Source organism: Streptomyces sp. NPDC008317 (genome assembly GCF_042955955.1).
In the GTDB taxonomy this organism is placed as follows: Bacteria; Actinomycetota; Actinomycetes; order Streptomycetales; family Streptomycetaceae; genus Actinacidiphila.
Genome location: NZ_JBIBFQ010000002.1, coordinates 655,456 through 668,618, shown reverse-complemented (window position 1 = coordinate 668,618; position 13,163 = coordinate 655,456). Strand labels below are relative to the sequence as shown.

Sequence of the window (13,163 nt, the reverse complement as noted above, 5' to 3'; positions counted from 1 at the left end):
CCGTGCCGTTCCCGTACCCGTTTGCGTGCCGGTCCGCGGGCCGGTCGGCCCGTGCCGCCGGTGTCCCGCGCTGCGTGCATGATGGCAGGGCGGGTGACGTGGTGCGAGTCACCCTCGGCCCGCACCGGGCCCCGCCCCCGGCGGCGTGATCCGACCGTCCGGCGGCCGGTGGACTGGCTTTCTGTACCATCAAGTCTGAAACTTGTTCTAGATTAGCGCGACAGCGGTTACGCTCCGGCTCAATCGCGACCGAGAAGGGGGCCGGAGTGACCTCACAGGCCAGGCCGCTGCGGATTGCCCTGCTCAGCTACAAGGGAAATCCCTTCTGCGGCGGCCAGGGCGTGTACGTCCGGCACCTGTCCCGCGAGCTGGCCGCGCTCGGCCACAGCGTCGAGGTGATCGGCGCGCAGCCCTACCCCGTGCTGGACGCGGTCGGCGAGGGCGTCACCCTCACCGAGCTGCCCAGCCTCGACCTGTACCGGCAGCCGGACCCGTTCCGCACCCCCAAGCGCGGCGAGTACCGCGACTGGGTCGACGCCCTCGAGGTCGCCACCATGTGGACCGGCGGCTTCCCTGAACCGCTCACTTTCAGCCTGCGTGCCCGGCGCCATCTCGCCGCCCGCCGCGCCGAGTTCGACGTCGTCCACGACAATCAGACGCTCGGCTACGGGCTGCTCGGCCTCGGCCTGCCGCTGGTCACCACGATCCACCACCCCATCACCGTGGACCGCCGCCTGGACCTGGCCGCCGCGCAGGGCTGGAAGCGACGGCTGTCGGTACGCCGCTGGTACGGCTTCACGCAGATGCAGAAGCGGGTGGCCCGCCGCCTGCCGTCCGTGGTGACCGTCTCCGGTTCCTCGCGCGACGAGATCATCGAGGACCTGGGCGTACGGCCGGACCGCATCCGTGCCGTCCCGATCGGCGCCGACGCCCGGCTCTTCTCGCCCGACCCCTCCGTGGCCGAGGTGCCCGGCCGGATCGTCACCACATCGAGCGCCGACGTGCCTCTCAAGGGCCTGGTCTTCCTGATCGAGGCGCTCGCCAAGGTACGGGCGCAGCGGCCGTACGCCCATCTCGTCGTCGTCGGCAAACGGCCGGAGAAGGGGCCCGTGGCCGAGGCCATCGCCGACTTCGGCCTCGCGGACGCCGTCGAATTCGTCAAGGGCATCAGCGACGCCGAGCTGGTCGACCTGCTGCGCGGCGCCGAGGTCGCCTGCGTGCCGTCGCTCTACGAGGGCTTCTCCCTGCCCGCCGCCGAGGCGATGGCCACCGGCACCGCGCTGGTCGCCACCACCGGCGGCGCCATCCCCGAGGTCGCAGGGCCCGACGGCGAGACCTGCCTCGCCGTGCCCCCGGGCGACGCCGGTGCGCTTGCCGCTGGGCTTGAACGTGTCCTCGACGACGCCGGCCTTCGCAAGCGGCTCGCCGCCGCCGGCCGCGCCCGCGTCCTGGCCCACTTCACGTGGGAGCGGGCCGCCGAGGCGACGGTGGCCCTGTACCGCGAAGCGATCGCCTCCGCCCCGCGGGCTCGCGGGCCTGTGTCCGATGTGCGGCTGCCGCCGCGTGGGCGCGAGCAAGCCGCCACCGGGCCGGTGGTCGCGGAACCGACCGCGTCCGCCCCGCTGGGGCGGTCGGTGAGCCGCGGCGCCGCACCGGCCGAGCGCGCGGTGCCCAGCGCCCCTGAAGGGCGCGCCCTCGCGCAAGGTGAACGTATGGGGGACGTGCCCCCCGAGACCGAGTCCGGCCCGGTAGGGAGCAACCGCTGATGCTGACCGTCGACTTCACCCGTTTCCCGCTCGCCGCAGGCGACCGCGTGCTGGACCTCGGATGCGGCGCCGGGCGCCACGCCTTCGAGTGCTACCGGCGCGGAGCGCACGTGGTGGCGCTGGACAGGAACGGCGAGGAGATCCGCGAAGTCGCCCGCTGGTTCGCGGCGATGAAGGAGGAGGGCGAGGCGCCGGAGGGCGCGTCGGCGGTGGCGATGGAGGGCGACGCCCTCCAACTCCCCTTCCCCGACGAGAGCTTCGACGTCGTCATCATCTCCGAGGTGATGGAGCACATCCCCGACGACAAGGGCGTCCTCGCCGAGATGGTGCGGGTGCTGCGCCCCGGCGGCCGGATCGCGGTCACGGTGCCGCGCTACGGCCCGGAGAAGGTCTGCTGGGCGCTGTCGGACGCCTACCACGAGGTCGAGGGCGGCCACATCCGCATCTACAAGGCCGATGAACTGCTCGGCAGGATGCGGGAGGCGGGCCTGCGCCCGTACGGCACGCACCACGCGCACGGGCTGCACGCGCCGTACTGGTGGATCAAGTGCGCGGTCGGCGTGGACAACGACAAGGCGCTGCCGGTGAAGCTGTACCACAAGCTGCTGGTCTGGGACATCATGAAGAAACCGCTGGCCACAAGGGTCGCCGAACAGGCGCTCAACCCGCTGATCGGCAAGAGCTTCGTGGCCTACGCGACCAAGCCGCACCTGCCGGTGGACGCCGTCTCGCCGTCCGCGGACGACACCGACGTCACAGCCGCCCCGGGCGCCGCCAAGTGACGTATCCCAGCCGGAGGCCGGACCGCACGGAGCGGCTGGCGCTGCCCGGTGTGCTCACCGCCCAGCAGGCCGCGGAGACGGTGGACGCCGTCGCGGCGGTCCAGCGCGAGGACGGCGCGATCCCCTGGTTCCGCGGCCACCACCTCGACCCCTGGGACCACGTCGAGGCGGCGATGGCGCTGGACGCGGCGGGCGAGCACGAGCGCGCGCGGGCCGCGTACGACTGGCTGGCCAGGCACCAGAACGAGGACGGGTCCTGGTACGCCGCCTACCAGGACGGCGACCCGCAGCGGCCGACCGACCGCGGCCAGGAGTCCAACTTCTGCGCGTACGTGGCCGTCGGCGTGTGGCACCACTATCTGTCCACCGGGGACGACGCGTTCGTGGACCGGCTGTGGCCCACGGTCTACGCGGCGGTGGAGTTCGTGCTGGGGCTCCAGCAGCCCGGCGGCCAGATCGGCTGGAAGCGGGAGGCGGCCGAGCACGGCGGGGGAGTCGTCACCGACGCGCTGCTGACCGGGAGTTCGTCGATCCACCAGGCGCTGCGCTGCGCGCTGGCCATCGCCGAGCACCGCGAAGAGCCGCAGCCGGACTGGGAGTTGGCGACCGGCGCGCTGGGGCACGCGATCCGCAGCCACCCGGAGCGGTTCCTGGACAAGAGCCGCTACTCCATGGACTGGTACTACCCGGTGCTGTCCGGCGCGCTGCGCGGGCCGCGCGCGCTGGAGCGGATCGAGGAGGGCTGGTCCCGCTTCGTGGTGCCGGGCCTCGGCGTCCGCTGCGTGGTGCCCAACCCGTGGGTGACCGGCGGCGAGACCGCCGAACTGGCCCTGGCGCTCTGGGCGGTGGGCGAGTCCGACCGCGCCGTACAGTTGCTGGCCGACATGCGGCACCTGCGCGCGGACGACGGCCTGTACTGGACGGGGTACGTCTACGACGACGACGCCGTCTGGCCGGTGGAGCGCACCGCGTGGACCGCCGCCGCCGTGCTGCTGGCGGTGGCCGCGCTCGGGGGGGACGAGGCGACCACCGCCGTATTCAGCGGGGAACGGCTGCCGGTCGGGCTGGAACCCGAGGCGTCCGGCAGGACGGGCTGCTGCTGAGACGCGTGCCGTACGTCAGGCGCGGTTGACCCGGCCTGCCACCGCGTGCGCGACCAGCAGGTAGACGGCTGCGGGCAGACCGTAGTTGAGCACGGTGCGCCACTTGGCGTTGTCCACCGTGAACAGGTCCTTCGACCAGCCCGCGAGCCAATTCGCCGAGTGATGGACCCAGTTGACCAGGTCGTTCGCCCGGTTGGCGTCGAACACGAAGAAGAAGATCCACAGGATCAGGATCAGTGCAGCGATGTCTGCGACGATGAGGATGATCGCCGCGGCGGGGTTACCGCCATACCGTCTGGCCATGACAACCGCATTGCCCGGCTCCGGCGATTGAAACTCCTTTCGATTCCGCGGTGACGGCGCGCCCTCGCGAAGCGTGAGGATCTGGCCAGAACTCCCGAGTGGCGGGCGGACCGGGGCCGGGTGATGCTGCCAAAGATCACGCACGCCCCGCACCCGTAGCCCGTATGCCACCCCGGAGGTCCCCGTGCCGACAGGCATCCCGTTGCGCCGGACGATCGTCGCGCTCCTGCTCGCCGTCACCTTCTTCACGGCGACCGCCTGCGGCAAGTCCACGGACTCCATGTCGACCGGCAGTTCGGACCCGAGCGCGTCGCCGACCAGCACCGTCGAGAAGCAGAAGCTGGCCAAGACGCGCTTCGTCGCCAACGCGGGCCTCGCGGCCGGGGCCACGTACCAGTGGATCGTGAAGCCGTACAAGGCGGGCAAGTTCAAGAAGGGCGCGAGCGGCCGGACCTTCGCGCTGGTCAAGGCCGGTCTCGCGGGCACCTTCGCCTACAACAGGCTGAAGGCGGCGGCCGGGAACGCCAAGGCCGACCCCACGCTGAGCAAGGCGGTGGCACCGCTGACGGCGGGCATCGACGCGCTCAAGGACCTGCCGGCCAAGCTCCGCAAGGGCGACTCCGCCGACCAGGCGGCGAACAGCTTCGACGACGTGATCAACAAGGTCAAGGAAGCGGGCAAGAGCGCGGGGGCGGACGTCACCGACAACGTGCCGTCGCTCAAGGACATCGGAGGCTGAGGGCAGCGGCGGCTGAGGGCGGCGGCTGAGGGCGGCGGCGGCTCAGGACATCGTCGGCTGAGGACATCGTCGGCTGACGCGTTCGGAGCCCTCCGCCGGGCCGCCCGCTAGGGGTTCAGCTCCGCCAGCACCCGCAGCGTCTCCCGGTCGGGCGCGGTCACCAGCAGGTCGGTGACCGGGCCCGACCGCCAGGCCGTGAGCCGGTCGGCGATCCGTTCACGCGGCCCGACCAGCGAGATCTCGTCGGCGAAGGCGTCCGGCACGGCGTGCACCGCCTCCTCCCGGCGGCCCTCGGCGAAGAGCCGCTGAATCCGCCCGGCCTCCTCCTCGTACCCCATCCGGCCCATCAGCTCGGCGTGGAAATTACGGCCGCGCGCGCCCATGCCGCCGATGTAGAAGCCGAGCATCGCCTTGACCGGGAGCAGCCCGTCGGCCGGGTCCGCGCAGACCTGCGCGCGGACCAACGGGGCGACCATGAAGTCCTTCGACGCCTCGCCGAGCGGCGCGTCGTAGGCGTCGGTACGGAACGGCGACCAGTACAGCGGCAGCCAGCCGTCGGCGATCCGTACCGTCTGGGCGATGTTCCTGGGACCCTCGGCGCCCAGCAGCACCGGCAGGGCGGCGCGCAGCGGGTGGGTGATGGGCTTCAGCGGGCGGCCGAGCCCGGCGCCGTCGGGACCGGCGTACGGCAGCGCGTGGAAACGGCCGTCCAGCCGTACCGGCGCCTCGCGGCGCAGCACCTGGCGGATCACGTCCACGTACTCGCGGGTCGCGGTCAGCGGGCTGCTCGGGAACGGGCGGCCGTACCAGCCCTCCACCACCTGCGGTCCCGACAGGCCGAGGCCGAGCAGCATCCGCCCGCCGGAGAGGTGGTCGAGGGTGAGTGCCTGCATCGCGGTGGCGGCGGGGGAGCGGGCCGCCATCTGCGCGATACCCGTGCCCAGCCTGATCCGGCTGGTGTGCGCGGCGATCCAGGTGAGCGGGGTGAAGGCGTCCGAGCCCCACGCCTCCGCGGTCCACACCGAGTCGTAGCCCAGCCGTTCCGCCTCCTGTGCCAGCCCCACATGGCCGGGGTCCGGGCCGCGGCCCCAGTAACCGAGCGCGAGTCCGAGCCGCATGAACGCCTCCTGGGGGCAAGTGATCTGACGGTACGTCAGGAATAATGGGAGGGTACGCGCGCCCGCCGCGGGCCGGAAGACCGGCGGCCGGGCGCGGGGCCGTTCGCAGGCAGCGGGCGGCTGGGGGCCGGGTGACGGGCTGGGGGGCGGGCAGGCGGGCGGGCGGAAAAGAACAGCGGCCGGTCCCGGCGTCCGGAGGTCCGGAGCGGGACCGGCCGCTGTCGCGTACCGGAAGGAGAAACGATCAGCCGCGCTGGATGCCGCTGCTGTCCTGGAGCACACCGCGCCGCCCGTCCTGGGTTTGCGCGATCAGCGCGGAGCCGCGCTGGTCCACGGCCAAGTACCAGGTACCCGGCGTCAGTTCGGCGATCTGCGCGCCCGGGTTGTCCTCCGCGAACAACGGGCGCGGGACCGGCACCGCGAACCAGAAAGCGGTGAAGTCCGACGACGGACCCTGCGCGGCGGCCGGCTGCGGCGCCGACTGCTGCGCACCGTACGGCTGCTGGGCCTGCTGCGGCTGACCGTACGGCGTCTCGACGGACTGCGCGCCGCCCGGGTAGCCGTAACCGGCCTGCGGCGGACCCGCCGCGTACGGCTGCTGGCCGGGGCCGACACCGTACGGCTGGGCCGCGGGCCGCGGGGCGCCGAGCAGCGGGGCCTTCAGCGCGGGAAGACGGTTGGACAGCGGGGCCGCCACCGCGATGACGACGCCGAACAGCAGCGTCAGCCAGTTGCCCGCGCCCTTGTCGACGCCGTCCGGGTTGTCGAACAGCGTCGCCCACAGAGCGGTCCAGCCCACGAACAGCGAGATCGCGACGGCCCACTGCTCAAGGGAGAGCCCCAGGATCTGCCGCCCGACGAGCGGACCGGTACGCGCCAGCACCACCGCGGCGGCGGCGATCAGCGCGGCCAGCGTCACCGAAGGCAGGATCGGGAAGTAGTCCGAGTGCCACAGGTTCCGCGAACTTTCCGCGCCGTTGAACGGCGACTTGAAGCTGAAGAACGGCAGGAACGAGGCGATCAGCAGCAGCACCGCTGCTCCGATCACCGCGCCGTCTCCTCGGGTCAGGGAGCGGATGTTCACGTCAGGTCCTGTCCTTTGTCAGTTCGGTTAACTCGGCCGTACTCAATCGGGCGGTGCCCCATCGTACGGGTGTGATCATGTCCGGACAGCCAGGTATGACCATTGGTGCACGATCCATACCGGACTGCTACAGCCCTGTCACCTCTTCCCTTCGAGGAAGGCGGTGAGGCCGTCGGCGATCCCCTGGGCAGCGTGCTGCCGCCACGCGGAGTCCGTCAACGACTTGGCGTCATGAGCGTTGCGCATGTTCCCGCACTCGATGAACACCTTCGGAACGGTGGACAGGTTGAGCCCGCCGAGGTCGTCGCGGACCGTCATCCCCGTACCGCCGCCCAGGTAGTCGGCGAAGTGCTCGCCGGTCGCCGCGGCGAAACGCGAACGCAGCGTCGTGGCCAGCAGATACGAGGGCGCCGCGATCTTACGGGTGTCCGCGATGCCCACGTGCACCGACGTGGGCGCGATCACATGGAAGCCGGACGCCGACGCGGGCGCGCCGTCCGCGTGGATCGACAGGGCCGCGTCCGCGTGCGCCGCGTTCCCGATCCGGGCCCGCTCGTCCACGCACGGGCCGAACGCCCGGTCGCCGTCGTACGTCAGCTTCACCTGCGCGCCGCGCGCCAGCAGGATCGCCCGCACCCGGTGCGCGACGTCCAGGGTGTACGTCGCCTCCGCGTAACCGGAGTTGGTCTCCGTCCCCGTGGTGTCGCACTCCTTGCGGGCGGTGCCGATGTTCACCAGCTTGTTGATCTCCGCCGTGTGCTTGGCGTTGTTGAGATTGTGGCCGGGGTCGAGGACGACGACCTTTCCCGCCAACGGCCTCATCGCGCCTGCGGTGTTGAGCGGTCGGGGGGAGGCCGTCGCCTGCGCGGTCGGGGCCGTGCCCGCCAGGTCCGCCTGCGGCGCCGAGCCCTTCTGGCCGTCGTCGCCGGTACCCGCCGAGGTCGGTGAGGCCGACGGCGAGGACGTCGGCGCGGCCCGTACCGCGCTGTCCTGCTCCGAGCCCCCGGAATCGCCCACCGCGTGGTACACCAGACCGCCTGCCAGGCACGCCGGTACGACCACGGTGACGGCGATGATCAGAGAGCGGCGCTTGCCGCCCCCGTACGACTCGTTCCTGAACACGCCAGCGACTCTATCGGCCTCGCGGACATCCCTGAAGGGCGGTCGCGCGGCGCGGCCGGGGAGCTACGGAGGGCGAGGTGGTCGTGACGGCGACGGGTGGCGTGGGCCGCTCGGCCGTAAGCCGCGCGGGTTGTGCGGGGCGCGGCGGGATGGGGCCGCGGTTCGCGCGGGGCGGCGGGAAGGGGCCGCGGTTCGTGCGGCTGTCCGGCCGTAGGACGCGCGGGCTACGGTTCGAACGGGCCCGGCAGCCTGCGCAGCACATGCAGTGACCCCGTCGCCGAGACCTCGGCGAAGGCGCCGGAGTCCAGCGCGCGCCGGTACACCCGGTACGGCGCCTGCCCTCCGTCGGCCGGGTCCGCGAACACGTCGTGGATCACCAGCAGCCCGCCCTCGGCGACCAGCGGCCCCCACCCCTCGTAGTCGCCGCCCGCGTGCTCGTCGGTGTGCCCACCGTCGATGAACACCAGCCCGAGCGGCTGCCGCCACACCTTCGCGACCTGCGGTGACCTCCCGACCACCGCGATCACGTGCTCTTCGAGGCCCGCCTCGTACAGCGTCCTGCGGAAGGCCGGGAGCGTGTCCATCAGCCCCGTCGCCTCCTCCACCACCAGTTCCGGGTCGTGGTACTCGCCGTTGCCCCAGTTCCGCTGCTGCTCCTCGCTGCCCCGGTGGTGGTCGACGGTCACCGCCACCGTGCCCGCGCCCCGGGCCGCGTCCGCCAGCAGGATCGTCGACCGCCCGCAGTACGTGCCCACCTCCAGCAGCGGCAGCCCGAGTCCGGCCGCGGCCTCCTTCGCCGCCGCGTACAGGGCCAGGCCCTCGTCCCGTGGCATGAACCCCTTCGCGGCCTCGAACGCCGCCACCACATCCGTCATGGGGTTCACCTTATTTCCGCCGGGACGCGGGCCGGGCCGGGGCCTTATGCGCCGGTGCCCGAGGCCGCGAGGCCGATACGCAGCACGGCGGCCCTGCCCACGACGCCGAGCACCTGGAGACTCAGCTTGTTCACCCTCCCCTTGGTGCCCGCCTCGCAGGTCAGGTCGGTGGAGCCGGAGTCCTCGTCCGACGGGCCGGTGACGCTCATCTGGCAGCCGCCGTCGGAGTCGAACTGCGACTGGATCAGCGGTGCGGTCAGCATGACCGTGTGACCCCCGACCGAGGTCACCGTGAGCCGTCCGACACCGGACCGCGCGGGCACCGGAATCGTGTCGCCCTCGGTCACCCGGACCTCGCAGCGCCCGTCCCTGCACAGCTCCGTGTCCGTGCCGTCCGACGGCACGGGCAGCGTCGGGGCGGGCGACGGGCTGGGGGTCGTGGGACTCGGGGATGGCGTGGCGGTCGTCGGTGTGCGGGACGCCGGTACGGCCCGGCCCGCGCCGTCGGAGCGGCCGGAGCCGCCCGCGCCGCCGTCGCCGCACGATACGAGGACGGCGGCCACGGCCGCGAACAGCACGGCACGGACGAGCGGACGGAAACGGGCCGGGCCCGCGGAAGGCTGATGGTTCATGCGTACAGCCAAACCCACCTGTCCCGGGACCGGTCCCGAAGCACGTACCCCCCGGAAGTCGGCCTAGGCCCCGGCGGGGGTGGACGTAGGCCAAAATCCCGATGCTTTCGTGACAGTCGGGACGGCAGCATGGTCCCCATGAGCGATCTCCTCGGACAGCGCGAACGAACCCCCCGCCGTACCGGGCGCCCGGCGCCGCCCGCATGGGCGGTGCTGGTCGCGGTGTGCGCGGGCCAGTTCCTCGTGGTGCTCGACGTGTCCGTCGTGAACGTGGCGCTGCCGTCGATGCGTACGGACCTGGCGCTGAGCCAGGCCGGTCAGCAGTGGGTGGTGAACGCGTACGCGATCACCTTCGCCGGCCTGCTGATGCTCGGCGGCCGGGCCGCCGACCTCTTCGGCCGCAAGCGCGTCTTCCTCGTCGGCCTCGGCCTGTTCACGGCCGCGAGCCTCGCGGGCGGCCTCGCGCAGTCCTCGGGGCTGCTGATCGCCGCCCGCACCCTCCAGGGCATCGGCGCCGCCGTACTGGCGCCCACCACACTCGCCATTCTCACCACGTCCTTCCCCGAGGGCCCCGAGCGGACGAGGGCCATCGGCACCTGGACGGCGGTCGGCGCGGGCGGCGGCGCGGCGGGCGGCCTGGTCGGCGGCCTGCTGACCGACTACCTGTCGTGGCGCTGGGTGCTGCTGGTCAACGTGCCGATCGGCGCGCTGGTGATCGTCGGCGCGGCGCTGTGGCTCACCGAGAGCCGGGGCGGTACGAGCCGCCGTCTCGACGTACCCGGCGCCGTCCTGGTCACCGGCGGTGTCGCCGCCCTCGCGTACGGCATCGCCGAGAGCGAGTCGCACGGCTGGACGTCCGCCACCGCGCTGCTGCCGATCATCGGGGGCGCCGTCCTGCTCGGCGGCTTCGTCGCCGTCGAGGCCAGGACCGCCCAGCCGCTGATGCCGTTGCGCCTGTTCCGTATCCGTTCGGTGTCCGCGGCCAACACCGTCCTGCTCGCGGCCGGGGCCGCGACCTTCGCCACCTGGTACTTCCTGTCGCTGTACATGCAGAATGTGCTGCACTACAGCCCGGTGCGGGCCGGTCTGTCCTTCCTGCCGCACACCGTCAGCATCATCGTCGGCTCCAAGCTGGCGCCCCGGCTGATGAGTTACGTGGACAGCCGGATCGTCGGCGCGGCGGGCGGGCTCATCTCGGCGGCGGGCCTGGCCTGGCAGAGCCGGCTCACCGTGGACGGGGCCTTCCTCACCTCGATCCTCGGGCCCGGCGTCCTCACCATGTTCGGCGCGGGCCTGATGATGACCCCCATCGCGGCGGCGGCCACCTCCGGTGTCGGCATGAGCGAACAGGGGCTCGTCTCCGGCCTCCTCAACACCTCCCGCCAGCTCGGCGGGGCACTCGGGCTCACGATCCTCGCTACCGCCGCCGCCAGCCGTATCTCCTCCCGCGGTCACGCGGGAGCGTCGGCGGCCCGCGCGCTGACCTCGGGTTACTCCCTGGCCTTCCTGATCAGCGCGGCCTTCCTGGTCGTGGGCACCGCGCTCACGGCGCTGTTGCCGAAGCCGACTCCGAAGATCGTTCCGGTGTCGTAGCAGATGCCGTAGCCGTAGCCGGGCCTGTGGCCGTAGCCGCGCCTGTGGCCGTAGCCGTAGCCGGGCCTGTGGTCGGGGCCGCCGTCGCGTCGTCGCGGAGCAGCGCGAGCTTCTCCGCGGCGTCGGTGCCCTCGACCGGGAACGACGCCAGCATCCGTACGTCGTCCTCGGGTGTGAGCAGCACCTCGCAGCGCAGCCGGACCAGCCCGACCCGCGGGTGCAGGACGTTCTTGCGGTCCGCGCGGCGCACCGCGACCTCGTGCCGCTCCCACAGCGCGCGGAATTCGGCGCTGCTGTCGAGCAGATCCCGCACCAGGTCGGCGAGGCCCCGGTGCCCGGCGCGGCGGGAGTACGTCGAGCGGAGGTCGCCGACGTGCGCCGCCGACATCCGCGGCCAGTCCTCCTCCGGCACCCGCGCGCGCCAGGCCGGATCGGTGAACCACTGCCAGAAGATGTTGTTCTCGCGGCCGGGGCCCGTGATGTCCCGGCCGGTGAGCGCGTCCTGGAGCGCGTTCGTCCACACCACCTCGCCGAGGTCGGTGTAGATGCACACCGGCACGTCCACCAGACGGCTCGCGAGGCTGATCAGCCCCGGGCGGATCCGGTTCCCGGCCAGGCGCGGGGGCGCCGACAGTCCGACGAGGTGGAACAGGTGGTCCCGCTCGTCCGGGTCGCAGCGCAGCGCACGCGCGAGCGCCGCCACGACGGACTCGGACGGCGCCGAGCCGCGCGCCTGCTCCAGCCGCGTGTAGTGGTCCGTCGACACCCCCGCCAGCTGCGCCACCTCCTCGCGCCGCAGCCCCGGCGTCCGCCGCCGTACCCCCTCGGCCAGGCCGACGTCCGCGGGCCGCAGCGCCTCCCGCCTCCGGCGGAGGAAGTCGGCCAGCCCTGTCCTGTCGATCACCCTCCCATCCTCCGAGCCCGCCGCCCTTTTAGCCAGGGAGAACCTGTCCCTGGCTACCGCTCGCGGGCGGACGTCTTGTGCGGGAGGCCGCGGATGTAGGGGGCGAAGAGCAGGGACCAGTTGCCCACGGCGTGGTGGGCGCGCAGTGTCTGTTCGGCCTCTTCCGCGTCGGCGGGGAGGTCGGCGGGGACATCGGCCGGGAGGCCGGCTGTTGGGAGGTCCGCGGGCGCGTGGCCGTCCCATTCGGTGGCCGCGTCGAGCAGGTACAGCAGGTGTCCGGCCGCCGGGCCCGCGTCCCCGGCCTCCAAGGCGCTCGTGGTGAAGGCGCGCTGTTCGTCGCGCCACACCAGGTCCGAGCTGTCGACGGCGGACGCGACCAGCTCCGCCCAGTACGCCTCGTCGTGGGCGCCGGTGCGCTGCCGCATGTGCCGCGCGGCGAACCGCGCCATGGCTCCCGCGTCGTCGATCAGCGGGGAGAGCACCTGGTCGGAGGTGAAGTCGAAGCCGAACCAGAGGCGGCGGCCGTCGAGGACCAGCGATTCGATCCCGCCGACCACCTCGGTACGCCCGGCCAGCCCGGCCTCCGTATCCGCCGCCGCGTCCTCGACCGCTATGGTGGCCCCCTCATCGCTCGTTCCCGCTACCGCCGGAGTCTGTGAGGAGTTGTCTATCGCACGGCACTGACACCCGCGGGGGCGCCTTACGGCCGTCCGGCCGCTTCGAGCAGGCTCTTGAGCCGGGCCAGGTCGGCGGTGACGGACTCGGCGTCGCGCCGGAATTCGTCGTCGCTCGTCTCCGGCTGTCGCCGAAGCGTGAAGACGACCTCGCTGGCCGGGCCGTCCGCGATCACCCGGACCGGGTTGGAGACGGTCTGCCCGGAGGGCAACGTGACGTCGTGGTCGAGCACGCCCCACTCGTTGGCGGGCGAGAAGGCGACGGTCACCCGCCCCAAGGGGGCGGATCGCGCGACCCATTGACCGTCGATCTCCTCGATCGAGCCGCCCAGCCCGTGCGCCCACTCCGGCAGATTCGCCGGGTCCGAGGCGTAGTCGTAGACGTCCTTGACGGGACGGTCGATACGGATGCCGAGGTGCCGGGATTCCCTGCCTGCGCCCTTCCTGCTTGAGCCGTCCCTGCCTGCG

Annotated in this window: 14 protein-coding genes; 5 read left to right on the top strand and 9 right to left on the bottom strand. The window is 72.6% G+C overall.

What is annotated here, in order from left to right:
• Positions 1-266 precede the first annotated feature (266 nt).
• The 3 genes from ACFY9V_RS07965 to ACFY9V_RS07955 are packed head-to-tail and all read left to right on the top strand — an operon-like array spanning position 267 to position 3,651.
• Complete coding sequence (locus ACFY9V_RS07965) at positions 267-1,766, top strand: glycosyltransferase (protein WP_391160149.1); 1,500 nt, start codon at positions 267-269, stop codon at positions 1,764-1,766.
• Entirely contained in the window at positions 1,766-2,548 is a 783-nt protein-coding gene (locus ACFY9V_RS07960; protein WP_355345403.1) for a class I SAM-dependent methyltransferase, read from the top strand. Before ACFY9V_RS07965 ends, ACFY9V_RS07960 begins: the two co-directional genes overlap by 1 nt.
• Positions 2,545-3,651 carry a prenyltransferase gene (locus ACFY9V_RS07955; RefSeq protein ID WP_391160146.1) on the top strand — a complete coding sequence of 369 codons (1,107 nt, stop codon included), beginning with the start codon at positions 2,545-2,547 and terminating at the stop codon, positions 3,649-3,651. Before ACFY9V_RS07960 ends, ACFY9V_RS07955 begins: the two co-directional genes overlap by 4 nt.
• 15 nt (positions 3,652-3,666) lie before the next feature.
• On the opposite strand, the gene ACFY9V_RS07950 is transcribed toward ACFY9V_RS07955, so the two are convergent.
• Entirely contained in the window at positions 3,667-3,954 is a 288-nt protein-coding gene (locus tag ACFY9V_RS07950) for a hypothetical protein (protein WP_188285062.1), read from the bottom strand.
• Between the two features lie 184 nt (positions 3,955-4,138).
• Between ACFY9V_RS07950 and ACFY9V_RS07945 the strand changes: the two genes are divergently transcribed.
• On the top strand, positions 4,139-4,693 hold the full coding sequence (locus tag ACFY9V_RS07945) for a hypothetical protein (protein WP_391047296.1): 555 nt from the start codon (positions 4,139-4,141) through the stop codon (positions 4,691-4,693).
• A gap of 107 nt (positions 4,694-4,800) precedes the next feature.
• Here ACFY9V_RS07945 and ACFY9V_RS07940 read toward each other — a convergent pair whose 3' ends face one another.
• The 5 genes from ACFY9V_RS07940 to ACFY9V_RS07920 form a co-directional block, all read right to left on the bottom strand.
• Positions 4,801-5,811: an LLM class F420-dependent oxidoreductase gene (locus ACFY9V_RS07940; protein WP_391160144.1), complete on the bottom strand. Its 1,011-nt coding sequence runs from the start codon at positions 5,809-5,811 to the stop codon at positions 4,801-4,803.
• Between the two features lie 244 nt (positions 5,812-6,055).
• Positions 6,056-6,895, bottom strand: coding sequence for a hypothetical protein (locus ACFY9V_RS07935; RefSeq protein WP_355345391.1), 840 nt, complete (start codon positions 6,893-6,895; stop codon positions 6,056-6,058).
• Between the two features lie 138 nt (positions 6,896-7,033).
• A complete protein-coding gene (locus tag ACFY9V_RS07930) occupies positions 7,034-8,017 on the bottom strand; it encodes an N-acetylmuramoyl-L-alanine amidase (RefSeq protein WP_391160142.1) in 984 nt (327 codons plus the stop codon).
• Between the two features lie 224 nt (positions 8,018-8,241).
• Positions 8,242-8,892 (bottom strand): class I SAM-dependent methyltransferase, encoded by a 651-nt coding sequence (locus ACFY9V_RS07925; protein WP_355345385.1) that lies wholly within the window; start codon positions 8,890-8,892, stop codon positions 8,242-8,244.
• A 44-nt stretch (positions 8,893-8,936) separates the two neighbouring features.
• Positions 8,937-9,524 (bottom strand): hypothetical protein, encoded by a 588-nt coding sequence (locus ACFY9V_RS07920; protein WP_391160140.1) that lies wholly within the window; start codon positions 9,522-9,524, stop codon positions 8,937-8,939.
• A gap of 138 nt (positions 9,525-9,662) precedes the next feature.
• Between ACFY9V_RS07920 and ACFY9V_RS07915 the strand changes: the two genes are divergently transcribed.
• Positions 9,663-11,117, top strand: coding sequence for a DHA2 family efflux MFS transporter permease subunit (locus ACFY9V_RS07915; RefSeq protein WP_391116493.1), 1,455 nt, complete (start codon positions 9,663-9,665; stop codon positions 11,115-11,117).
• Here ACFY9V_RS07915 and ACFY9V_RS07910 read toward each other — a convergent pair.
• The 3 genes from ACFY9V_RS07910 to ACFY9V_RS07900 form a co-directional block, all read right to left on the bottom strand.
• Complete coding sequence (locus ACFY9V_RS07910; RefSeq protein ID WP_391160138.1) at positions 11,068-12,021, bottom strand: helix-turn-helix domain-containing protein; 954 nt, start codon at positions 12,019-12,021, stop codon at positions 11,068-11,070. The genes ACFY9V_RS07915 and ACFY9V_RS07910 overlap by 50 nt on opposite strands.
• 53 nt (positions 12,022-12,074) lie before the next feature.
• Complete coding sequence (locus ACFY9V_RS07905) at positions 12,075-12,578, bottom strand: hypothetical protein (RefSeq protein WP_391160136.1); 504 nt, start codon at positions 12,576-12,578, stop codon at positions 12,075-12,077.
• A 143-nt stretch (positions 12,579-12,721) separates the two neighbouring features.
• Positions 12,722-13,105: an SRPBCC family protein gene (locus tag ACFY9V_RS07900; protein ID WP_391160601.1), complete on the bottom strand. Its 384-nt coding sequence runs from the start codon at positions 13,103-13,105 to the stop codon at positions 12,722-12,724.
• Positions 13,106-13,163: the final 58 nt, after the last annotated feature.